A 24,135-nucleotide genomic window follows, 5' to 3' on the forward strand; every position below is an offset into this window, starting at 1 on the left:
AACTATTTAAAGTCTCGTAAAATGTGGAGCTTTATGCGTTTTTATGGAAAAAAGTATCGATTATGAATCTTTTTGAAGTACAGAATGCCATAAATCAACGATACAAAGAATTTAATGATGGGCAAATTATCATTGACATGAAGCGTGATGACTTGCTGCATCCTCAAGTTTCAGGTAATAAATTGCGCAAGCTTAAATACAATTTGTTAAAAGCTCAAGAACTAAAACATGACACCTTACTCACTTATGGTGGTGCATACTCTAACCATATTGCAGCTACCGCAGCTGCTGGACATATTTGTGGTTTTAAAACTATAGGTATTATAAGAGGTGAAGAGCTAGAAGAGAACCTAGAAAAAACTTTAAAACACAATCATACGTTACAAACAGCTCACGCACTAGGCATGCAGTTTAAATTTGTATCTCGTTACGCTTACAGAGATAAATATGAAACTGCTTTTCAAGAAGATTTGAAAAACGAATTTGGCTCATTTTATAACATCCCAGAAGGCGGTACTAATGAACTAGCCGTAAAAGGAACTCAAGAGATACTTACTTCAAGCGATCAAGAAAACTATGATTTTATAACCGTAGCAGCAGGAACTGGAGGAACTGCTGCCGGAATTATTAATAGCACAGCGCCACATCAGAAAGTCTTGGTCTTTTCGGCTTTGAAAGGTGATTTTATGTTTGATGAAATTGCTCGTTATACAAGCCGGGAAAATTTTATGGTGTTTGAAGAAAATAGATTTGGTGGTTATGCAAAATCTAGTGATGGATTGATTAAGTTTATGAATGGCCGCTTTCGCGAAAGCGGTATTCCTCTAGAATCTATTTACACAGGAAAAATGATGTATAGATTAGAACATCTTGTTAAGACTGGCGTTATTACTGGAGAAACTCGTATTTTAGCCATTCATACGGGCGGTTTGCAAAGTATGGTAGGATACAACGCTAAACTAAAAAAGAAAGGCAAAATAACCTTAGATTATATTCATGAGATTTAAGTCACTATTCTATATCGCTATGATCAGTTTATTCATAGCTTCATGTGGTTCAAATAAAAAAATAGTTACCACTAAAAAGAGAGACCGCAACACCACAAAAACGGTGAGCAAGCCAGTGGTAGTAAATGAAAAACCTGTAAAAACAAATCGATCTACAGAGGTTCCTAAAGATAAAGTAGCTGCTTATGTGTTGCAGTTTAAAGATGTTTCCATGAAGGAAATGGAACTGTATAAAATTCCAGCGAGTATTACACTGGCACAAGGAATTTTAGAAAGTGGTTCTGGTAAAGGAAGACTAGCTGTAGAGGCAAATAATCATTTTGGGATTAAATGTCATACGGCCTGGACAGGAGAACGCATTTATCATGATGATGATGAGGATCAAGAATGTTTTAGAAAATATGTGTCGCCTAATTATTCTTATCGTGATCATTCTCTATTTTTAACTGAGCGCAAGAGGTATGAAAGTCTTTTTAATCTAGATCAAGATGATTATAAAGGCTGGGCAAGAGGTTTGCGCAAAGCAGGTTATGCGACCGATAAAAAATATCCGCAAAAACTCATCAGTCTTATAGAACGTTATAACTTATCTCAGTATGACGCTATCGTACTAGGTAATGCAGCTTCTAGATCATTAAATGCTAGTACAGATGCGCCTACTAAAGCCGTAGAGAACAAAACAGATCGTCACTTAGTTCAAGCTGGCGATACACTTTATAACATCTCAAAGAAATATAATGTCACTGTAGATCAATTAAAAACTTATAACAGTTTAACTTCTACATCATTAACTATAGGGCAAGTCCTATTTTTAAAACCCATTCCTAAAGATTTTTAATGTCATTTACTTATCAACGTAGTAGTGCTTTATTTAATGAAGCCAAAAAATATATTCCAGGTGGTGTAAACTCACCAGTAAGAGCTTTTAATGCTGTAGGTGGAGATCCAGTATTTGTAGAAAGCGCAAAAGGTGCTTATTTACATACAGAAGATGGACACCAGATTATAGATTACATCGCTTCATGGGGACCTATGATTTTAGGTCACGCCTTTGAACCAGTGGTAGAAGCCGTAAAAGCTGCTGCCGAAAAAGGTACATCCTATGGAATGCCTACAGAACTAGAAACTAAAATAGCAGCGCTTGCCGTTTCTATGGCGCCACACGTGGATCAAATACGTATGGTTAATTCTGGAACTGAGGCATGTATGAGCGCTGTGCGTCTAGCACGAGGCTTTACAGGACGTGATAAGATTATAAAATTTGCCGGTTGTTATCACGGTCATAGTGATTCCTTTTTAATTCAAGCTGGTAGTGGAGCCGTTACCTTCGGTAGTCCTAATAGTCCAGGAGTTACTCAAGGAACTGCTCAAGATACTTTACTCGCTCAGTACAATAACCTGGAGCAAGTAGCTGATATATTTAAGAAAAATGAAGGCGAGATCGCTTGTGTTATCATAGAACCTATCGCAGGTAATATGGGCTGTATCGTGCCACAGGATGGTTTTCTAGAAGGTATAAGAAGTTTATGTGACGAGCATGGTGCCTTATTTATCTTTGATGAGGTAATGACCGGTTTTAGGCTAGCTCGTGGTGGTGCTCAAGAAACGACTGGTGTGCGTGCAGACATAGTTACTTATGGAAAAGTAATAGGTGGTGGACTGCCTGTAGGAGCATTTGCTGCTCGACAGGAAATTATGAATCACCTTGCGCCACTAGGACCAGTTTATCAAGCAGGAACCTTGAGTGGGAATCCGCTGGCTATGAGTGCTGGGATTGCTATGTTATCTCATTTGAATGATCATCCAGATATTTTTACAAGCTTAGCTCAAAAAACAAAACGTTTACATCAGGGAATAGATCAGGTTCTTTCAGAAAAAGGAATGCCCTATCAAATTAATAGATACGGTTCTATGATGTCGGTACATTTTACAGATCAGCCTGTGATAGATTTTTCAAGCGCTGCTACTGGAAATAATGAATGGTTCAAGAAGTTTTTCCATGGCTTATTAAATCGTGGGATTTACTTGCCGCCTAGTGCCTTTGAAAGCTACTTTTTAAATGATGCGCTGAGTAATGAGGACATCGATAAGACCATTCAAGCCAGTAGAGAAGTAGTGGCAGAGTGGTAAGTTTTTAATTCCAATGTGTTTATAATGTCGTTAAAATAAAAAGCCGTTTCAATTTTGAAACGGCTTTTATATAATAGCATGAATTCTTGTTATTTAGAATTTAAGGCGTTTTCAACAAGGTTGTATTTTTTCTCGCCTATTAAAGATATAAGTTGTTTTTTAAAGCCATCATGCACTGCATTTAGTTTAGATTGCTTCATAGTATCAGAGATATTTTCTCTTTCTATACTTGCTGTATGAGACTCTTTATTCATAACGATCTCTAGCAAAGCACCTCTTTTATTTGTGTCTAGATTTCCAGCAGTCATAATCTCATCAACTTTCTGGTCTATTAATGCGTTGAACTTATCGGTCTTTTCTTTAACTGTACGACTGTTTTCTAGTTGTGCTTGAGTAATTTGCGGAGCTTGTGCATATCCTAGTCCTGACACAGCAAGAGCTATAATAAAAAGTATTTTTTTCATAGTTGTTTAATTTCAAGAATATAAAAGTAAGAAATTAAATAGTATCAAAAAATAAAAGTCCTTAACATTCTCATGATAAGGACTTTTAAAATAACTATGCTACTATCTCATTTTACCTTCTGTTTTTTCTTCTTTTCCTATCTTTACTGCGCTTGTTTGCTCTTTTTTGCATCATTTTCTCCCATTTTACATATTGATCTTTATCAAGTATGCTTTTCATATTTCTCTTAACCGCGATCTTTTCATCCATTATAGCTATTCGTGCTGCTTTTTTTTGATCTACGGTGAGTTTTTCACGTTCTTCTTTAGAAAGGTTGTTGCTTTTTCTTTTTTCGGCTTGCTTGAAAAGAATTTGATATACTTCTTTTTCTTGCTGGTCTGAAAGATCTAGAGCGAGTGTCAGTTTTTTAGATTGCATCGTCGCCATTTCTTCAGGCGTTACATCTTTCATGCGATCTCTTCTTTCTCCTTTTCTACCTTCTTGAGCCTGTGCAAACGTTACAGCCATTAAGGCTATTAAAACTATTATCTTTTTCATTTTTTTATTTTTTAAAAGTTATACATCTATGACTACGTGATGTTTAAAAAGGTTTAATGATAAGCATAAAAAAAGTCAAGCAAGCGCTTGACTTTTTTGAAAAAAATGAATGTGAAAGTATGAGGCTTAAAACCTGATTCTTTGTAACTCTTTATTCCTCAGTAGATTCAGTAGCAGTGTTATCAGTTTTTACTGTTTCACTTTTCCCGTTATATGAGGCATTTAATTCTTTAATAATAGTTTCTGTGATATCACTAGCTTCAATACCGTACATTAAACCACCAGATTTATTTTTACCTAAAACAAAAGCATAATTATTCTTTTTAGCATGACTAGCAATAAACTCTTCTACATGAGTGTCTAGCTCTTTTAAGTCATTTTCAAGTTGCTCTTGCATGCTTTGTTCTTCGGCTTTAATCTGACCTTCTATCATTTGCCATTTCTGGCTGAAGGCTGCAATTTCAGCATTATTTTGTTGCTGTTGTGGAGACATTTTACTCGCTTTGGCCTGTAAAGGACCTGCCTCTATCTGATAAGCCATGGCGATACTATCAGTTTTCTTTTTAAAAGCTTCTTGTTTTTCTTTAATTTTTGCTTCAATATCTATTTTCTCTTGATACTCTTCATAAACCTTAGCATTATCTACATAAACTATTTTTTGAGACTCTTGACAAGATGCAAGTGCTAGGGCGATGGTTACTACTGCGATTAATTTTTTCATGTATGTTATTTTTTGTGTTTTATTACTTTTTTTAAAGTACTTTAATAAGTAAAGCGTCATCAGTCTTTTCTACTTTTGCGATTTTCTTTCCAGTTAAGCCTTTTACGGCTTTATCCCATTTTTTATTACTGAGTTCAACCTGGCTTTTAAGGATGTTCAAGTCCATTACAGCTTCCTTTTTAAGAATGTCAAAAACAGTTTTCTCATCTTCAGTAAGGTCTAGTGCTTTTTTCTCTGGTTTCATTTGAGGGAAGAAAAGTACTTCTTGTATAGATGGATTATTAGTCAGGAACATGATCAATCGATCCATTCCTATTCCTAGTCCACTAGTCGGTGGCATTCCGTATTCCAGTGCTCTTAAGAAGTCTTGATCTATAAACATGGCTTCATCATCTCCACGATCTGCTAGTGCTGCTTGAGCTTCAAATCGCTCGCGCTGGTCGATCGGGTCGTTCAACTCTGAGTAAGCATTTGCGATTTCTTTACCGCAAACCATGAGTTCAAAACGCTCTGTAAGCTCTGGATTATCGCGATGTGCTTTACATAAAGGTGACATTTCCTTAGGGTAATCTGTAATGAAGGTAGGCTGGATGTAGTTGCCTTCACACTTTTCTCCAAAGATCTCGTCTATTAATTTCCCTTTGCCCATGGTGGCATCTACGTCTATTCCTTCTGCTTTCGCGAAAGCGTATAACTCAGACTCACTTTTTCCATCAATATCAAATCCTGTAAAATCAATGATGGACTGGCGCATTGTGATTCTAGGATATGGTGCTTTCCACTCGATATGATGCTCACCAAACTGGCTGCTGGTTGTGCCATTTACTGACATGGCACAGTGCTCAAGAAGACGTTCTGTAAAGTCCATCATCCAGTTATAATCTTTATAAGCTACATAGATTTCCATAGCGGTAAACTCTGGATTATGCGTGCGGTCCATACCTTCATTACGGAAGTTTTTACTGAACTCATATACACCGTCAAATCCACCTACAATCAGTCGCTTTAAATACAACTCATTTGCTATACGCATATAAAGCGGTATGTCTAGCGAGTTGTGATGTGTGATGAAAGGACGTGCTGCGGCTCCACCTGGAATAGGTTGAAGTATAGGTGTCTCTACTTCAAAATACTCACGCTCATTAAAAAAGTTGCGCATGGCGTTAAAAAGCCTGGTACGTTTTACAAAAACCTCCTTAACTGTAGGGTTTACTACCAGATCTGCATAGCGCTGGCGGTAACGCATTTCTGGATCTACAAAACCGTCGTGCACCTTACCGTCTGCATCTACTTTAGGAAGTGGTAAGGGTTTAAGGGCTTTAGTGAGTATGGTGAACTTTTTAACCATAATGGTCATTTCGCCCACTTGAGTTTTAAAAAGTTCTCCTTCTATACCTATAATGTCTCCTATATCTAGGAGTTTTTTATATACATCATTGTACTGTGATTTATCTTCTCCTGGACAGATCTCATCACGATTAAAATATACTTGAATACGTCCTGTACTGTCTTGCAACTCTGCAAATGATGCTGCTCCAGCGATACGTCTAGACATTAAACGTCCTGCAACGTTTACGGGTGTACCTTCTTTGAAATCTGCTTTAATAGATGTGGCAGTATCTGTAACTGGATATAAAGCTGCTGGATAAGGATCTATTCCCATATCACGCAATTTGCCTAGTTTCTCACGGCGTATGATTTCTTGCTCAGAAAGTGGATTCATGTCTTCATTTATTAAGCCTGCAAAGGTAAATAAATGAACTCAAAATCGAACTTGATCTTGAACTTGAAATGAATTTTAATCAATGATAATGGTAACATTTTTGTCAATTGATAGTCATATGTGTATTAACAATATGTCAATACTGAGTCTGAGTACTGATGACTTAAAAACTAAATATTAAATTAACTATGAGCTTTTGGCGTGTACTTCTTGCAATTATCTTCCCACCATTATCAGTAATAGGAAGAGGTTGTGGTTCTATATTAATCGTATTTATTCTTACCTGTTTAGGATGGGTTCCTGGTGTTATTGCTGCCTTGATTATATTGAATAACAGAAACGATTAACCGTTTATTTATTACTTGTAGCTACTGTATCTTTGCACCATGAATAAACAAGTTCAGTTTAAAGATTTAGGTAGGCAGGATTATAAAGTAACTTGGGATTTTCAAGAGCAGCTTTTTAAAGATATTCTCGATATAAAAATTAAGAATAGGAGAGAAGATGCTGGTCTGGAAACCGCAAATCACTTACTTTTTGTAGAGCATGATCATGTTTATACCTTAGGTAAAAGCGGCGATCTAGAGAACTTACTGGCAAATGAGGCTTTACTCAAAAAAATAGACGCTACTTTTTATAAGATCAATCGTGGTGGTGATATTACCTATCACGGTCCAGGTCAAATAGTAGGTTATCCTATTCTAGATTTAGAAAACTTTTTTACTGATATTCATAAATACTTACGTTTCCTAGAAGAAATCTTTATTAAAATTCTAGCTGACTATGGTCTTAAAGGAGAGCGCAGTGATGGAGAGACTGGTGTGTGGCTGGATGTAGGAACACCATTTGCTCGCAAGATTTGTGCGATGGGCGTGCGTGCCAGTCGATGGGTAACCATGCACGGGTTTGCGTTTAATGTAAATACAGATCTAGGTTACTTTGACCATATTATTCCCTGTGGAATTAATGATAAAGCGGTTACTTCTCTTGCGGCCGAGTTAAAACGTCCCGTAGATGAAAACGAAGTGAAAGAGAAAATTAAAAAATATTTCTCAGAGCTTTTTGAGGCTGAGTTGAACTAATACCAATTCATCATTTAGATGTCATATATAATTAGTTTCTTTTTAAGTATTTAGTCTTTAGTTCTTTGTATCTATAAATAATTCAATTTATTTTTAATAAATTTAAATGATAGATAGGCAAACTCTAGAACTTATAAATAATCACATCATCACCATCTAGGGTAGTGAGATAATTACTTTTAGATTGTGCCATAGCAGTTTTTCCCTTTCCATATACTGGAAATGAATCTGTCATTTCACCTCTTTTATTCATTACATATACGAGGTTTGCTCCTGAGTCTATTAAGTGTATAAACTTGTTGCCTCTTAATTGATCAATCTTAGCATTACTATAAGTTCCATAAGGCAGCTCTACTTTTGTACCATTAATCACAAGTTTGTTATTTGCTTGTATGATTTCTAAGCCGTGTGCGGCTGTAAAATGTTGATTTTCTGATATTTGTTTTCCAGAATTCGTGATCTTTCCAGTGACTGGATTTAAATAGATAAGCTGGTCGTTATCTAACATTTTAATTAAATTCTTCTGGAAATTCATAGCTCCGTTGAGTGCTATTTTTTTAGTGACTTTGGTTCTTACTTTTCCAGTTCTACTGAGCAGCGAGATGGTGTTATCTGCTTTTGCAAAAGCGATGTAATCACGAGTGCCTATTCGATAATGTTGCGGTTGACTTTTGATACTAGCTCCTTTTTTGTATGCAAATCCTTTAACCTTTTTACCATTAATATCTAGCATGGTCAGTGACTTATCATGTGTCACTAGAAATCTATAGTTGCGATTATTATCATAGTCAAAAACACTTAACGGCTGGGTAATTCCATTTTTAAAGGTTTTAGGATATGAATTAACATCCTTACCATTGCGATCCAGGTAATAAACAGATTTACTAGTGCTAAATGCCAGCTGCTTACGACCATTTTTATAGCCATCTACAACACTAATTTCACCTAGAATTAAAGCGTCTAGTTCTTTACTCCAGTATTTTTTACCAGTATCTGAAATAAGGTGTAGGTTAAAGTCTTCATCTTGAAAAGCCACGTCGTGTTTACCGTTCAAATGATTAGGAAACAAAAATGGACCTGCAATGATTTTGCGAGGTGATTTATAAGAGCCACTTTGAACTATTCCAGCGCCACTTGCACTCGCGTCTATTTGTGGAATACTACTGTGATAATGTGCATAGCCTTGCTCGTGCACATACTGACTTACCATAAAAGGAAAATCACTAGAGGCTATTTTATTTAATATTTTAATATCAGCTTCATTCTTTGCCTTATCCAGGATCGTACTTAAACTGGTAAAATACATAATGGTGCTAGAGTCACTGATGTTATTTGAGAGATCTTCCCACCATGCTTGTTGTTTTAAACCAGATTTGTTTTGATAACTTACTATAAAATCTTCGGGCGCTGTTGCTGTAGTAGAGAGTACTAAAAATTCATCTATTACCGTCATGAACTTATAGTTGTTTAAAGGTAATAGCGGCTGCATTCCAGCAGTGTTTACAGGTTCTCTAAGTTCATAGATGGTAAAGTTGCGGTACTCAAACTTTGCAGTAGTCGCGCTATCCATATCCATAAATAAGGCTTCAAAAGGTTTTAATGAAAAAACGACACCATCTGATTTAGGTAAGGAGACTTGCGCCATTTCAGTACTATTATCTAGAATGAGTTGGAATGTTTTATCCAGCTTTTTAGGAGCTTGATTGTTATATCGCGCTACTTGTTGATGTAGTTTTTTTACGTCATGAAAAGTAAATAAAACAGCTTGATTCACATTACTAGGAATAATAGCAGTAGCTTTATTTTCTTGTGCTTTAATTCCATTAAAAATAGCGTGAAAGTGCTGAGAAGAATCTGCATAGGTAAAGATTCCATCTACGTTAAAGGCATGCTCTGTTTTACGTGGTTCAAGCTGGAACCAGTGTCCACGCGTTTTTGAAGTAGAACTATAGTTTTTAAACAGAAAACCTTGCAACCAGTCCTTGTGAGAACCATTAATGTAAATACTTAAATCTGTATTTGAGGTGCGGTTATAAATGGAGGCAAACTCCTCATTAAATATATAGTCATCTACATTACGTCTTATGAGACTTTCTATAACGAGTTTAGAACTACTGGCTAGATGAAAACCATTATAATTAATATAATAATAAGGTGTGTTATGAGAGTTGTCCTCTACAAATGTGATTTTATTATAGGTGTGTGTTTTCATGCTGTCAGGCATGATTAATTTAGATTCTAGAACTTGAGTTATTAAAGTAATAGCGGTCTTATCTTTACCTTCAGGACTTATGGTTATGAGACTTTCACCTTTTAAATCATAATCCATTAAAAATGAACTCGCATTTTTAAGCTCTTGAATGCGTTCTAGTTTTTCAACTTTTTTAAATAAAGAGCTTGATCTAAATAACTCATTTATATGCTCCACATCGTTTGTGGCGATAATAATTTTTGAGTCAGTAGGTATGCGATTTAAAATTTGTTGATTGATAACGATATCTTCATCACAGCTGGTGATAAAAAGGCTTAAAAATAAAACGGCAATTAGGCCACGCATAGTTCAAGTGTTTCTACAAAAATACTTATTCTTAATGATCAGAGAACGTTACAGGGAAATCATTTTGGTTTTTTTAGCTCTTAGCTGCAAGTCTTTTAGTTTTGAGTTGGTGAGGTTTGTGGTGTGTGGAATTTTGTGATTTGCGATTTGAACTTTATGCTTTGCAACATCACAACTCCATTTTTAACTGCCCTGTAGTAACTTAAAACTCATTCTGTGATAAGGTGTAGTTCCATGTTTTCTTATAGCATCTCGATGCTTAAGTGTAGGGTAGCCTTGATTTTTGTGCCAGTCATACTGCGGGAATTCTTGCGCGATTTGCTCCATATAATCATCCCTATAGGTTTTAGCTAGTACTGATGCCGCAGCGATGTGCAAGTATTTCCCATCGCCTTTAACTACCGTAGTGGCTGGAATGTCTTTAAAGTCTTTAAAGCGATTACCATCTACCGCTATATGTTCAGGTCTTAGGGATAGACCATCTATAGCTTGATGCATGGCGAGAATACTTGCGTTAAGAATATTAATCTTATCTATGGTTTCCATCATTACATGAGAAACATGGTAAGCAAGAGCATGTTTTTCTATAACGGTGCGCAGTTCATATCTACGCTTTCGCGAAAGCTTCTTACTATCATCTAACAGCTCACTTTTAAAGTTAGCTGGTAAAATAACAGCAGCGGCCGTTACTGGTCCACAAAGACAGCCACGCCCTGCTTCATCAGTGCCGCATTCTATAAGTTCTGGATGGATTTTATGTAACAGCATGCACAAAATTAGTGATTTAGTTGGTGAATTAAACTGTGGAGAGTTGTGAGTACTTGAACTTTGGGTTCTGTAACTAGTGATTCAAGTTTAGGATAAAGCGTTTCCCCTTTTTAATAATACCGGTGAGATAAAACCGTTATTATGTTTACTTTTGAAGCCTTGAGCAGCTATGCACATGAATAAATACATTTTACTTTTTTTATTAATACCATTATGGGCGAGCACTCAAGTGCTCACGCCTACACAAAATGGGAATCAAGGACTGAATAACGGTAGACCACAATTCGGTAAAGAAAAAGATCTAACAGTAGAAGGAGAAAAACCACCCATTACAGATTATTTAATCATTTCACAGCGTCGTGATACAACCTTTGTAGATACTACTCTTACCATGGGTAAGGATTATAAATATAATTACCTGCGTCGGGATGATTTTGAATTAATGCCTTTTCAAAATATAGGAAGACCTTATAATAGTCTAGGTAAAAACTTTGATCTAGAAATCTTAATGCCACGCATGGGTGCTCGCGGTAGGCATTTTAATTATTTAGAAGTAGATGATGTTTATGATTACCATGTGCCCACACCACTTACTGAATTATATTTTAAAACAGTAGTTAATCAAGGCCAGCAGCTGGACGCTCTTTTTACCACTAATATATCTCCAGAATTAAATATTTCGATTTCCTATAAAGGAATGCGTAGTGCTGGAAATTATGTAAATACCTTAACAAGTACTGGTAATTTTAAATTTACGACTCACTACGTTTCTAAAAATAATCGTTACCGCTTAAGACTTCATACTACTTTTCAAGATTTGTTTAACCAAGAGAATGGTGGCTTAGAGCCAGAATCCCTTGAAGGATTTATTACCGGTAATGAAGACTTGCAAGATAGAGGTCGCCTAGAACCTAACCTGACAGATGCCAGCAGTTTACTAGATGGTAAAAGATATTACCTTAATCATGATTATGAAATATTAGGACATCAAGATTCTACTTCTTTCTATAGTGCTCGAGTCTATAATACAGCCTTTTATGAGGATAAACTGTACCGTTTTGAAGAACCTACCGCATCCAGTGATTTTCTAGGAGATTCCTACGTAAATTCAAATCTAAAAGATCAAACAGACTTAGAACAAGGCGCTCTAGAAGTAGGAATGACTTATGATCACTATATTTTAGGTTTTTTTAAAGCTGGAGTTGCTAGACAGGTATATAATTATGGATACAATAGAGTCCTTGATTTAGGAGCCAATAATTTTATAACTAATAGGTTAAAAGGAGAAGTATATCAATTTAAAGGAGCATTTGAAAAGCGCATCGGTAAATTTGATGTGAACGCAAACCTAGGAGTAAATATTGCAGGAGATTTAGATGGTCAGTATTTAAATGGTGCTGCTAGTTATAATTTTAAGAATATAAAAATCCAGGCTGGACTAGCCTTAAGCTCAAGAGCTCCAGATTTTAATTATCAGCTTTTTCAGAGCGATTATGTAAATTATAACTGGCAAAACAGTTTTAGTAATATTGAAAAACAACAGTTCACTTTCAGTGCCCAGTCTGATAAATACCTAGATCTAGACGTTACCTTTACTACGATTCAAGATCATCTATATTTTGGGCAAAACCAGGTCTTAAATTCTGATAATGAAGTTACTGGGTATAATGCAACACCACAGCAGTTTACAGAAGATATTACCTACTTAAAGATAAAAGCTCATAAGGATATTAAATTCGGGAAATTTGGTCTAGATAATACCATTATGTTTCAAAATGTAGGTCAAGCTGATAATATTATTAACGTTCCCACTTTTACCACTCGTAATTCCTTTTATTTTAAAGATCGTTTATTTAAGAAGGCTCTTTTATTACAAACCGGTCTAACGGTAAAATATTTTGACCCCTATTTTATGGACGCTTATGATCCAGTGCTAGGCGAGTTTATCGTGCAAACTGATGAGGAGTTAGGCGCTTTTCCTATGGTTGATCTATTTGTAAATGCTAAGGTGCGACAAACTCGTATCTTTTTAAAACTAGAACACCTTAGTCAGCTCCTCGCTAGTGGAGACGATTACTTCAGTGCGCCCAGAACACCTTACCGTGATTTTACGCTTCGTTTTGGTGTTGTATGGAATTTCTTTTTATAAACTTTTATATTTATATTTAGATTTACTTTCAAAAAGTAAGACTAACTTTGGATTAGTGAAAAGTAAGACCTTCATATCGCGTTTACTATTGGCCATTTTTGTAATGGTTCAAGTTTCTGTGTTGCATGAGTTAGAGCATGATGACAGTGCTCATAGTTGTGATATTTGCATGCTTGCGCACGACATACAGTCTACTTCTTATGAAGTTCCAGCTACAGCAGTGGCTGTTTCATATATTCAAATTCCTGTATTGAAACAGGAGAATTATAACTACCACGCTTTTGCAAAAGCGTATTCAATAACCTCACATCTTTCCATAAGGCCGCCGCCAGCTGTATAATCTTATTGCTTTTTTTAATTAGATAAACAGTTAATTCAACAAGATGAAATCACATTATATGTGGTTAGTTTTGATGCTTGTTATAGCGTTAAAAACGACCGCACAAAACTGTACCTATACACTAGAAGGTACTGTAAAAGATTTCCACGATAACAGTAAACTAGCACTAGCACAAGTTTATGTGGAGCCTTTACAACAAACATTTACGACCAATGATCAGGGCTATTTTAAGATAGAACTACTTTGTGCTGGAATTTATACCATCAGAATTTCACACATAGATTGTGAACCTAAATTAGTGACCTTAGAAGTAAATCGTTCACAGAAAATAGAAGTTCTGTTAGAACATCACGTAGAAGATTTGCAAGCCGTTCAAGTCATTGCCGATGTACACGATGATCATAACAGCAGCCAGTCTGCTACTCGTATTCATCAAGAAACCATAGCAAGCTATAGTGGCGCAACCCTAGGAGATGCACTGGCTAGTGTACCTGGAGTAAATGCTTTAAAAACGGGTAATAGCGTAGTAAAACCTATAGTTCATGGGCTTTATGGAAGTCGAGTAGCTATTGTAAATGATGGTATGCGACAGCAAGATCAGGAATGGGGAATCGAGCATGCACCTAATATAGATGTAAATACTGCACATAGTATTCAAGTGGTTAAAGGCGCAACAGCCTTAAGATATGGTGGAGACGCCGTAGGTGGAACCATTATTATAGAGCCAGCAAGAGTTATCTCACAAGACACTTTAAAAGGATCCATTATCAGTCAGTTGCAGTCTAATGGTCGTGGTGGCTCTATTACGGGAACTATTAATAATTATCGCAAATCAGGATGGTATCAACAAGCAACAGCTACTTATAAAAGACTAGGAGATTTTGAGTCGCCAGATTATGTGTTGAGTAATACAGGCAGTGAAACTGCTGCAATGAATTTAGGTCTAGGGTTTAAAAGTTTTGAATACGGAGCACATTTAAAATATACATTTTATAAATCGGCTCTAGGGATTTTGCGAGCCTCGCATATAGGTAATACAGCAGATCTGGTAAATAGTATTAATACTGGAATTCCTACCGTAGTTAACGATTTTACTTATGCTATAGATGCACCACGTCAAGAGGTGAATCACCACAGCCTACAGCTAGGAGCTTTTAAACGTTTTGCTGCTTTAGGGAAACTGGAATTTGATTATAGTTTTCAATGGAACAATCGTAAAGAGTATGATATAAGAAGAGGTGCAAATGCTGGTCGTGCCTCACTAGATATAGACTTACAAACTCATATTGCAGCGGCAAACTTATTAATAGATAGATACGATAAAACAACTATTAACTTAGGGGTAGATGGGATGTATCAAGTAAACACGCCTAATCCAGACACAGGTGTACGTCGTTTAATTCCTGACTATAGTGCTTTTAAAACTGGGCTATATGCTAGTGCTACACATGAACTTAAAGAAAACTGGTTGATGGATGCCGGTATGCGCTATGACCGCTATCATATAGATGCTAAAAAGTTTTACAGACAGAGCCGCTGGGATGCGCTGGGTTATGACCAGCAGTTTCCGCAATTTGAAGTAGCGTCCAGAGGAACCCAAATATTAACAAATCCAGTCCTTGATTATGATTTATTTGCCTTTACAGTAGGAAGTAAATACTTTTTTAATGATCACTATGATATAGCTCTTAATCTAAGTACTGCAAATCGAGCTCCTAATCCCAGTGAATTGTTTAGTGAAGGTTTACATCATGCACTGGCTACCATAGAGTTAGGTAGGCTGGATTTAAATAAGGAGCAGTCCTATAAACTTAATACCACTTTCCATATTCAAAAAGGTACGCTAGACGTAGAGGTGAATCCTTATATTAATTTTGTAAATGATTTTGTGCAATTAGTACCTACTAACATTGAAACCACCACGAGAGGTGATTTTGTCGTGTATCAGTATGAACAGCTGGACGCACGACTCTACGGAATAGATGTTAGTGCTAGTTATGATTTCTGGATAAAGAAACCCTTACCACAAGCAGATCCATTAGAAATAGATTATAGTGTCACAAAGCGCTTTAACCTTTCTTCAAATTTCTCTTATATACACGGTACTAATATTAGAGATGATGAGCCACTTATAGACATGCCGCCAGCACAATTTAATAATACGCTCACTTGGTTTAACGCTCTTCATTCAGGACTAGACCTGAAAGTTTCAAATCAAACCGTATGGCAACAAACGCGATTCCCTGATAACGATTTCTCCGTGAATGTCCCTCTTGACTCAGGTGGTTTTGAAGAGGCTAGAGTAAGGATATCTCAAACTCCAGCAGCGTATAGTTTATGGAATGCTGGTATGAGTTACGCTTTTGTAAAAGCAGAATTAAGCTTAACCATAAACAACTTATTTAATACTAATTATCGCAATGCCCTAAACAGACAGCGTTTCTATGCCGATGATATAGGGCGCGATGTTCAATTACAATTTATATATCACATTTAAAAACAATGAAACAACAGTAACAATGAAAAAAATAACAATGAAAAAACAACTATGAAAACAACGATTAAAACCCTAGCAATTCTAGCAACCGCAGCTGTATTTATCTCTTGTGATGATGACGATCCAGTACAAGTTAATGAGGAAGAGGTTATTACAACAGTAGAGTTAGAGTTAACAAACACTGCCGATACTGGTAATGTGGTTACTTTCTTATCTGTAGATAATGATGGTGATGGACCTAATGAACCAGTAAATACAGTTAATGGAACTTTTATGGCAAATGCTACTTATAGTGGTACCGTTAAATTCTTAAATGAGTTAGAAACTCCAGCAGAGAATATTACAGAAGAGGTAGAAGAAGAAGGAGATGAGCATGAAGTGTTTTATGTAACCAGCATCACTGACTTAAGTGTTTCTAAAGATGATAATGACCTTAACGGCAATCCACTAGGGTTGATGACTACTTTTCAAACAGGAAACACTGGCTCTGGAGCTTTAACGATAGTACTGCGTCACGAGCCTATGAAACCTAATAATGGTACACTTGCAAATGCTGGTGGAGAGACTGATGTTGAGGTTACCTTTGAAAATGTAACCGTGCAATAGCCCTATAAATACTACTGTTGTATCCATAGAAAGGCTGCTTAAAAGTCGTTAATTCATTATGTGACTGAACTTGTTGTCATTTAAAGCCATGAAATATCATTGGTTTTTAAAACAGGTTGAATCTAATAAATGATACTAATAACAACTTTTATGGCAGCCTTTTTTTAGTTTAGGTGTCGTTTTATTAATACTGAGTAGGATTCTTAATGACATCTTGAGCTCTTTTTTTATGGGCGTCTAGCTTTATAGGATCCATTTTTTTGAGCAAGTTCATCATCATTCCCATACGGTGGTTACTCTCAAAATGTTCTTTTTTCTCATCCAGAAAGTTCCAGTATAACGAGTTAAATGGGCACGCATCAACTTCAGCATTTTTCTTTGTGACCTTGTACGCGCAGTCTTTACAGTAATTACTCATCTTGTTGATATAACTACCGCTGGAGACATAAGGTTTAGTCGCAACGATGCCGCCATCTGCCCATTGTGACATTCCTCGTGTATTAGTTATCTCCACCCATTCTATGGCATCGATATAAATTCCTAGATACCATTCATCTACATAACTAGGTTCAGTCATGGTAAGTAGCGCATAGTTTCCAGTGACCATTAAGCGCTGTATGTGATGTGCATAAGCATGATCCAGTGAGTTATGAATCGCATGACTCAGGCAGTTCATTTTAGTCTCACCAGTCCAGTAAAATTCAGGTAATGAATTTTGGTTATCCAGTTGATTTTGAGTTTGATAATTAGGCATTTCTTTCCAGTAAATACCTCGCATAAACTCTCGCCATCCCAGTATTTGTCTTATAAAGCCTTCTACTTGAGAGATATCTATTTTTTCTTTCTCGCTTTCGCGAAAGCGTACTAAAACAGCCTCTATCACTTCACGAGGACTGAGTAGTTTACTATTCATAGCAAAACTGAGTCTGGAATGGTAGAGGTAAACTTGATCTGTGTGCATGGCATCTTGATAAGTGCCAAATTCAACCAATAAATGCTCGCAGAAATAGTTTAAAACATCCAGTCCATCTTGTCGAGTCGTAGGCCAGTTGAAGTTTTTCTTATCGATGCGACCTATGGTTTTTACATTTTCTTTTTCAAGAAGTTTAACGATCTCACTAACATCTTTTCTAAAACCTAGCTCGTGCGGTATTTCAGTTTCACCTTTCCACTGGTTGCGGTTGTTGTGGTCATAGTTCCACTTGCCACCTTCTGGTTCGCCGTCTATGTCTACCATGATAGCGTGCTTCTTGCGCATATCACGGTAAAAGTATTCCATAGTCATCCTTTTTTTACCGTCAAAGAACTTTGCTACATCTTTTCTTTTAGTAAAAAAGTGCTCAGTATCATAACCTTGCCACTCTATATCTACAGATGTGCAGAATTCTTTAAGTTGTTGATCCAGTCGCCACTCATCTGGTGCGAGGTATTCAAATTTTTTAATCTCATGTTCCTGTATAATCTGATTCAGGTTTTTAACTAAATCCTGCTCATTTTCCTTATGGTCTAGATGATAGTAAATTGATTTCCAGCCACGACTATTTATCCAATCGTTAAAACTGCGCATGGCCATAAAAAAGGCCACCACTTTCTGTATGTGATGGGTAACATAATCTGTTTCTTGACGCATTTCGGCCATGAAATAAATAATATTTTCTTGATCGCCATCAAACCATGAATGTTTATGATTCAATTGATCTCCTAGTATAAGTCGTAGTGTTTTCATATTTTTTTTAATGTGCCGGTCGTTATAAGATGGCTCTTCTTTATTTTTTTAGGTATTTGTAGGGTTTAAACTTTAATCCTCAAATCTTCAACCCAAAAATCAAGGTCTATTTTAAACGAAGTTTGCACGATAAAGCAATCTATTTTTTAAATTCTAACATCTAAACTCCACATACCATATTCTCAAAACAATCCTTCCTGCAACCATAATCGCTGGAACTTTCCATCACCATCATAGCGACTGGCTTGTAGTTGTATGTTAAAAGTTCTGTTTCTAGGATCATTTCCCACGCCGCTATTATACATCCAGTTGCCATAGTTAGAATGCACATCATAATCTATGAGTATGTGTTCAAAATAGGCCGCGCCTATGCGCCAGTCTTGTTCTTTATGCATGGACCAGTAACTGGCTACATTCTGTCTTCCACGATTACTCATCCATCCTGTAGCGGCAAGTTCTTTCATGTTTGCATTCACAAATGGTTCATGCGTTTCTCCATTGATCCATTTTTTGAGTTCTCGCTCGCTAGATTTCCATTCATAATCTTTATGAAGAATTCCACCGATTTTAAAGATATCATTGTGATGTTTTAAAGAAACATATTTAAAGAAATCTCGCCAAATCAGTTCAAATATGAGCAAGTAGGTATCTTGATTTTTCTTGATTTCTTTTTCAAAACGTTTTACTTCCCAGTAGATTTGTCTGGCACTTATAGAGCCTATGGATAACCACGCACTGAATTTACTGCTGTAATCTATACCTACTAAACCGTTTCTTGTTTTTTTGTAAAATTTGAGTTTTTCTGTTTCCCAAAAATAATGGTCCAGGCGTTCCCAAGCACTTATCTCTCCACCTGTCCATGGAAAAGCACTGCGAGTATCTTTTGTAAAGGTTTCTAGTCCTAATTCTGGTAAGGTAGGGATTTCTGTTTCTTCAACTTTAAGGATATCTTGTTTATAGCCAGCAATGTCTACGATATCTCTTACTTCACTTTGCTTTTCACACTTTTTACGGAATTCTGTAAAAACTCTAGGGATTTGCTTCCAGTTTTCAAAAGGAACATCATCGGGATGAAAAAGAAACTGGTCATAAACGCGATGGCCTTGAGGTTTGTTTTCTAGTTCACTTAAAGCTTTACCAAGTGCGTTTTCTTGTTCTACTTCATCACGAGTCCACTCTTTTTGTAAATAGATGTCTGTAATATCATATTCTTGAACTAGCCTAGGAATTACATTTTCTGGACGATCATTAAAAACCAGTAAAGGAATACCATGTTCTTCTAATCCAGCTTTTAAATCGGCAATTGCTTCTCTGATAAATTGAGCTCTGTATTTACCCGTTTTACCAAACGGCAAGGTTACATTTATATCTAGATCAAAATCACTTTTATTATAAAATCTAGGGTCAAAGAAGTAAACCGCAATCACATCACCTTCTTGATCACAAGCAGACTTTAAAGAGTGGTTATCCTGTATTCTTAAATCATTTCTAAACCAGACGAGGTTGTTCATTATAATTAATTTTATCAAGCCGTTTATCAACGGCTCTAGATTCTTATAGTCTTAATCGTTTCGCTAGCTAGCTATTAGAGTAAATTTTGCCGTTATGAATTATTATGTCATTTTACGACGTTCTTTTTATGTGCTACTGCTCAAGTGGGCTTGGTGTTTCTCGATCGTTGAAAACATTGGGTTATAATCATGTTTTTCCCTTGTTACTTAAACTGACATTTTGCAAATCACCTCATACCTCATACCTCATTTCTTTCCGCTACATTTTTTACTACAATACTTTACGTTTTCCCAGTTTTTCTCCCATTTTTTGCGCCAGGTAAATTCACGGTTGCATTCAGGACATATTTTAACAGGTAAGTCATGCTGGTTTCTTGCCTTGTGTCTCATTTAGTAAATTAGTATTGTAATTGTTCTAATTCTTTATCTACTTGAGCATAACTTAATCGTTGCTCTATGTGAGCGGTGGCATAAGCGTCTAACCCGTTAATGGTCATGGATTGGGCTTTGCTTAGGTTTATAAAGCCGTCATCTTGTAAGGCTGTTTCAGGTAAAAAGATGTCTGTGATTTTACATATAACCAGTATGCAGTTATTCTCTTCAAGAAAATACTCGTTCACATACTCAGCAGCAATCTGGATATTTGATTCTTTTACAAATGGTGCGTGGAACCCATTCTTAATTTCTTTTTCAATATCTAAAATATCAAATTCAGAGACTTCAGTCGTGTATTTTGCGCTGGACTGATGAGCACGATGAACTAAATCTATATTCATATGATTGAGCGTGATTTTCCCAGTTGCTTTTAGGTTTTCATAAGTATGTCCTACTCCATAACCCAGTGGGCGCTGGACAAAACTAAACATGGCTGGATTGCTACCTAAATGTGTTAAACTGCTAAATACAGCGACATTATCCACTCCATCTTTAGAACGTGTAGCAAGTAGATTTGCACTTTTATAACCGGTCACACTATTGATAAGATTACCGCGGTAAAAGCGGTCCATGTCATTAATTTGAGCAATATCAATATGTTTCATTTGTTTAATTATTTGACCCAAAGTTAAAACAAAATTTTCACCAGCTCAGCTTTATATTGTTTAAACTTTGCTAAATTGCTACATGGATTTACAGAAAGCATTTGATTTAAATAAGGATACCTGGAATAAGAAAACGGCGGTTCATTATGAAAGCGATTTTTATGATAAGCACGCTTTCGCGAAAGCGAAAAACTCACTAAACCCTTATGAACTAAAAGCCCTAGGAGATGTTACTGGTAAATCCATGTTGCACTTGCAGTGTCATTTTGGACAGGATTCACTAAGCTGGGTACATAAAGGAGCTGTGGTTACTGGAGTAGATATAAGTGATGAAGCTATTCAACTAGCTAGACGATTAAGTGGCGATTTAGAATTACCAGCTCAATTTGTTTGTTGTAATGTACTCGACACCTCGCAATATGTTCAGGAACAGTTTGATATCGTTTTTACAAGCTATGGAACTATAGGCTGGTTGCCTGATTTAAAACCGTGGGCACAAATGATCGCAGAGCGATTAAAACCAGGCGGTATTTTTTATATAGTAGAGTTTCATCCCATCGCCTGGATGTATGATTATACCGTTTCTCCACCTCAAATGAAATATCATTATGCTCAAGAAGAGGCTATTTATGATGAGTATGAAGGAACTTATGGTGATGATACATCTACTATGATTTCCAAAGAATATGGCTGGAATCATAGCTTGAGCGAGGTCATACAGTCGCTGATCGATGCAGGTTTAAAAATTAATCGAGTAGCTGAGCATGATGGAAGTCCTTATAATGTGTTTCCTAATATGGAGCAAGGTCCAGATGAATTGTATTACCTCAAAGACGGATTATATCCTATGATTTTTGAGGTGCTCGCGAGTAAGGCATAAAAAAATGCCCAACTTATGAGGTTAGGCATTTTTAGGGGAAAGTAATTTGATTTTTTTAGTACACTAGCTCGCGTTTTAAATTCTTAAAATCTCGCAATAAGTCCTGTATTGATACCAAAAGGATGTCCTGGTCTCAAACCAGCTGGCTGTCTAGAAACCGCATACTCAGCATCTAAAAGATTAATCATATTTGCGGTAAGTGTTAGGTGATCATTTATCTTATATCTAGCAGAGGCATCTATGATGAAATTGCTATCTACTCTATCGGCAGCTGCGATAGTTCCAGTTCCGGCTTGTGTGCGCATGGCACCTACAAAACGAGCATTTGTGTTAAAATCCCATTTACCATGAGAAATTCCAGCAATAATGTTCCACTGGTGCTTTGCTATATATGGTATTTCATCACCTATGTTTACAGTACCGTAAACGTCGCTGTCAAATGCGTTTTGGAAACTTGTGTTTGTATAAGTGTAATTAAAAGTTAATGGGAAAGACCATTCTGTTTTATCTTCCATAAAATCATAGGTAACAGCGAGTTCTATTCCGCCCACGTTCACTTCTCCAGCATTGAACATATCTGTTGTGCCGCCACCACCGCTTGCAGCTAGATCACTGCCCAGTAAGTTACTGTAATCATTAAAGAAACCCGTTATTTCACCTCTTATTCCCTTGAATAGAAACCTGGTTCCTAATTCATAGTTGATGCTTTCTTCTTCCTTTACATCTGGTGCACTGCCAGGCGGCGAAAACCCTTTATGCACACCACCGAAAAATGATAAATCACGATGTACTTTATAATGAGCTCCTACACCAGGAATCCATACCTGTACATTATTTTCTCTAGAACTTAGATCTACACCTGTTCTTGCTACATCGTTACTGCCGTAATTATCACGAGTAAGGTTAATGTCTTCATATCTTATTCCTGGAGTGACGGTCCATTTCCCGAAGTTTGCTTTATAGAGCGCATGAGCGGCAATAGAACGAGCATCACTCACCCGATTAGCATCAGTTCCTGGTGTTCCTGGAGTATTCAGTGCTAATCTACCATTTGTGATTCCATAAGTATCTACCCATTGAAAACGATCTTCTTGATCTGTGTGATAGCGTAAACCTATTTCTAAGTCACTTAGCACTTTACTACCAAAACTGATGTTTGCCTTAGTTTGAACTCCGCGAGAATAGTAAACTCTATTGTTTGCTTTTACTAGAAAAACATCTGCGCTAGTATCATTGCCACTCGCCATGGCATTGTACTCGTCTGCAAAGGTGGTTGGGTCATCTAGAATAGCTGCTATACCTACTTTTCCGTTTCCAGTATCAACATCATTTAGTTTATACCAGTTACGTGCAAAGTTATTAGAGTAAGCCGTAGTGGTAACGATCACATTCTTTACTGGCTGGATGACATGAGTCAACTGTATCTGATCATGCTCTGTATCTATACGATCTACGGCGCTAGCGAGATAACGCCTGTATGGATTAACTTTAAAATCATCATCAGCAAGACCTAGATAGGTTTCATTATCAACACCTTCACTAAATTGCAGTTTTAAGGTTAATGACTGGTAAACCTTAGCACTGGCAGCACTGTTGTAACGAAATTTACCAGAATAATCATTACGGTCAAAACCAGTGTTCCCTCCACCATCAAGTGCTTTAAAACCATCTGCATTAAAGTTTAAAAACTCTGCTACATAACCGAAACGATCAGAACTATCACTGATGCGCAATTCTGTTTGTTTACTATTATAGTTCCCTACGTTAAGTCTGGCGTATCCTTCTAGTTCATTGCTTATACTGCTAGAAACAAAGTTGATCGCACCACCAGTAGTGAACGGTCCATATTGCACCTGGCTACTTCCTTTAAGGACCTCTATAGCTTCCATGCGTGCCACGTTAGGAAAGTAATAAGCTGCTGGCGCACTATATGGCGCTGGAGCGATAAGCACGCCATCTTCCATGAGTGTTATTTTTGAAGAACGCTCTGCTTGTGTTCCTCTTAAGGAGATATTAGGTCTTAATCCATAGCCATCTTCTTCTGTGATATTTACACCAGGAATGCTCAATAGGGCTCTATTTACATCGGTATAATTAAATTTAGATAAGTCCTGTTTTGACATATAATAAGAACTACCTGTTCTGTTTGTAGCTTCATATTTACTACCGAATACGGAAGATGGACGCAAGAGTATGACCGATAAATTGTTGATAGAATCTTGTGCTGTAGGTTGTGGTTGTTGCGCTTGCGCGAAAGCGAAACAAAATAAACTGATTAAAACTAAAGATATTTTCTGCATTTATTTAGACTTAATATAAATAATATTGATTTTACGCCTGCAAAACTAAAACCTTATTTAGATTAAATAAAAATAAACAACTATTTTGTTAATCGA

21 protein-coding genes are annotated in these 24,135 nt (G+C 36.6%); 10 read left to right on the forward strand and 11 right to left on the reverse strand.

Annotation, left to right across the window (positions count from 1 at the left end):
* Positions 1-62 precede the first annotated feature (62 nt).
* The 3 genes from ACTF48_RS03930 to hemL are packed head-to-tail and all read left to right on the forward strand — an operon-like array spanning position 63 to position 3,137.
* On the forward strand, positions 63-1,007 hold the full coding sequence (locus ACTF48_RS03930; RefSeq protein ID WP_438961838.1) for a 1-aminocyclopropane-1-carboxylate deaminase/D-cysteine desulfhydrase: 945 nt from the start codon (positions 63-65) through the stop codon (positions 1,005-1,007).
* Positions 997-1,845 (forward strand): glucosaminidase domain-containing protein, encoded by an 849-nt coding sequence (locus ACTF48_RS03935; protein ID WP_438961839.1) that lies wholly within the window; start codon positions 997-999, stop codon positions 1,843-1,845. Before ACTF48_RS03930 ends, ACTF48_RS03935 begins: the two co-directional genes overlap by 11 nt.
* Entirely contained in the window at positions 1,845-3,137 is a 1,293-nt protein-coding gene (gene hemL / locus ACTF48_RS03940) for a glutamate-1-semialdehyde 2,1-aminomutase (protein WP_438961840.1), read from the forward strand. Before ACTF48_RS03935 ends, hemL begins: the two co-directional genes overlap by 1 nt.
* A gap of 89 nt (positions 3,138-3,226) precedes the next feature.
* Here hemL and ACTF48_RS03945 read toward each other — a convergent pair whose 3' ends face one another.
* The 4 genes from ACTF48_RS03945 to lysS all read right to left on the reverse strand — a co-directional run bounded on the left by ACTF48_RS03945 (position 3,227) and on the right by lysS (position 6,583).
* Positions 3,227-3,601 (reverse strand): hypothetical protein, encoded by a 375-nt coding sequence (locus ACTF48_RS03945; RefSeq protein ID WP_438961841.1) that lies wholly within the window; start codon positions 3,599-3,601, stop codon positions 3,227-3,229.
* 112 nt (positions 3,602-3,713) lie between these two features.
* Positions 3,714-4,139 (reverse strand): hypothetical protein, encoded by a 426-nt coding sequence (locus tag ACTF48_RS03950; protein ID WP_438961842.1) that lies wholly within the window; start codon positions 4,137-4,139, stop codon positions 3,714-3,716.
* A 151-nt stretch (positions 4,140-4,290) separates the two neighbouring features.
* Complete coding sequence (locus ACTF48_RS03955) at positions 4,291-4,860, reverse strand: OmpH family outer membrane protein (protein ID WP_438961843.1); 570 nt, start codon at positions 4,858-4,860, stop codon at positions 4,291-4,293.
* A gap of 31 nt (positions 4,861-4,891) precedes the next feature.
* Positions 4,892-6,583 carry a lysine--tRNA ligase gene (gene lysS / locus ACTF48_RS03960; RefSeq protein ID WP_438961844.1) on the reverse strand — a complete coding sequence of 564 codons (1,692 nt, stop codon included), beginning with the start codon at positions 6,581-6,583 and terminating at the stop codon, positions 4,892-4,894.
* Between the two features lie 188 nt (positions 6,584-6,771).
* On the opposite strand from lysS, the gene ACTF48_RS03965 reads away from it, so the two are divergent.
* Together ACTF48_RS03965 and lipB are read left to right on the forward strand one after the other, a co-directional pair.
* Positions 6,772-6,930, forward strand: a complete 159-nt coding sequence (locus tag ACTF48_RS03965) for a YqaE/Pmp3 family membrane protein (protein ID WP_438961845.1) — start codon at positions 6,772-6,774, stop codon at positions 6,928-6,930.
* A gap of 39 nt (positions 6,931-6,969) precedes the next feature.
* Entirely contained in the window at positions 6,970-7,665 is a 696-nt protein-coding gene (lipB, locus tag ACTF48_RS03970) for a lipoyl(octanoyl) transferase LipB (RefSeq protein ID WP_438961846.1), read from the forward strand.
* A gap of 124 nt (positions 7,666-7,789) precedes the next feature.
* Here the strand turns inward: lipB and ACTF48_RS03975 are convergent, their stop codons facing one another.
* On the reverse strand, positions 7,790-10,222 hold the full coding sequence (locus tag ACTF48_RS03975) for a hypothetical protein (protein WP_438961847.1): 2,433 nt from the start codon (positions 10,220-10,222) through the stop codon (positions 7,790-7,792).
* A gap of 183 nt (positions 10,223-10,405) precedes the next feature.
* Positions 10,406-10,990, reverse strand: a complete 585-nt coding sequence (locus ACTF48_RS03980) for a ribonuclease HII (protein WP_438961848.1) — start codon at positions 10,988-10,990, stop codon at positions 10,406-10,408.
* A 175-nt stretch (positions 10,991-11,165) separates the two neighbouring features.
* Here ACTF48_RS03980 and ACTF48_RS03985 point away from each other — a divergent pair, with 175 nt between their 5' ends.
* From ACTF48_RS03985 to ACTF48_RS04000, 4 genes are read left to right on the forward strand one after another with little or no spacing between them, the layout of a single operon-like run.
* Positions 11,166-13,139 carry a putative porin gene (locus tag ACTF48_RS03985; RefSeq protein WP_438961849.1) on the forward strand — a complete coding sequence of 658 codons (1,974 nt, stop codon included), beginning with the start codon at positions 11,166-11,168 and terminating at the stop codon, positions 13,137-13,139.
* A 55-nt stretch (positions 13,140-13,194) separates the two neighbouring features.
* Positions 13,195-13,479, forward strand: a complete 285-nt coding sequence (locus ACTF48_RS03990) for a hypothetical protein (RefSeq protein ID WP_438961850.1) — start codon at positions 13,195-13,197, stop codon at positions 13,477-13,479.
* Between the two features lie 43 nt (positions 13,480-13,522).
* Positions 13,523-15,976: a TonB-dependent receptor gene (locus ACTF48_RS03995; RefSeq protein ID WP_438961851.1), complete on the forward strand. Its 2,454-nt coding sequence runs from the start codon at positions 13,523-13,525 to the stop codon at positions 15,974-15,976.
* Positions 15,977-16,027: 51 nt separating this feature from the next.
* Entirely contained in the window at positions 16,028-16,582 is a 555-nt protein-coding gene (locus ACTF48_RS04000) for a type 1 periplasmic binding fold superfamily protein (RefSeq protein ID WP_438961852.1), read from the forward strand.
* A gap of 184 nt (positions 16,583-16,766) precedes the next feature.
* On the opposite strand, the gene ACTF48_RS04005 is transcribed toward ACTF48_RS04000, so the two are convergent.
* From ACTF48_RS04005 to ACTF48_RS04020, 4 genes are all read right to left on the reverse strand, one after another.
* The gene (locus tag ACTF48_RS04005; protein WP_438961853.1) at positions 16,767-18,308 is read right to left on the reverse strand and encodes a cryptochrome/photolyase family protein; all 1,542 of its coding nucleotides are present in this window, start codon (positions 18,306-18,308) and stop codon (positions 16,767-16,769) included.
* A gap of 182 nt (positions 18,309-18,490) precedes the next feature.
* Positions 18,491-19,819, reverse strand: a complete 1,329-nt coding sequence (locus ACTF48_RS04010) for a DASH family cryptochrome (protein WP_438961854.1) — start codon at positions 19,817-19,819, stop codon at positions 18,491-18,493.
* Between the two features lie 246 nt (positions 19,820-20,065).
* Entirely contained in the window at positions 20,066-20,209 is a 144-nt protein-coding gene (locus ACTF48_RS04015; protein WP_438961855.1) for a DUF2256 domain-containing protein, read from the reverse strand.
* An 8-nt stretch (positions 20,210-20,217) separates the two neighbouring features.
* Entirely contained in the window at positions 20,218-20,859 is a 642-nt protein-coding gene (locus tag ACTF48_RS04020) for a flavin reductase family protein (RefSeq protein WP_438961856.1), read from the reverse strand.
* A gap of 82 nt (positions 20,860-20,941) precedes the next feature.
* Here ACTF48_RS04020 and ACTF48_RS04025 point away from each other — a divergent pair, with 82 nt between their 5' ends.
* Complete coding sequence (locus tag ACTF48_RS04025) at positions 20,942-21,739, forward strand: class I SAM-dependent methyltransferase (RefSeq protein WP_438961857.1); 798 nt, start codon at positions 20,942-20,944, stop codon at positions 21,737-21,739.
* A gap of 83 nt (positions 21,740-21,822) precedes the next feature.
* Here ACTF48_RS04025 and ACTF48_RS04030 read toward each other — a convergent pair whose 3' ends face one another.
* A complete protein-coding gene (locus tag ACTF48_RS04030) occupies positions 21,823-24,039 on the reverse strand; it encodes a TonB-dependent receptor family protein (protein WP_438961858.1) in 2,217 nt (738 codons plus the stop codon).
* Positions 24,040-24,135: the final 96 nt, after the last annotated feature.

Source organism: Nonlabens sp. (assembly GCF_965660805.1).
In the GTDB taxonomy this organism is placed as follows: domain Bacteria; phylum Bacteroidota; class Bacteroidia; order Flavobacteriales; family Flavobacteriaceae; genus Nonlabens.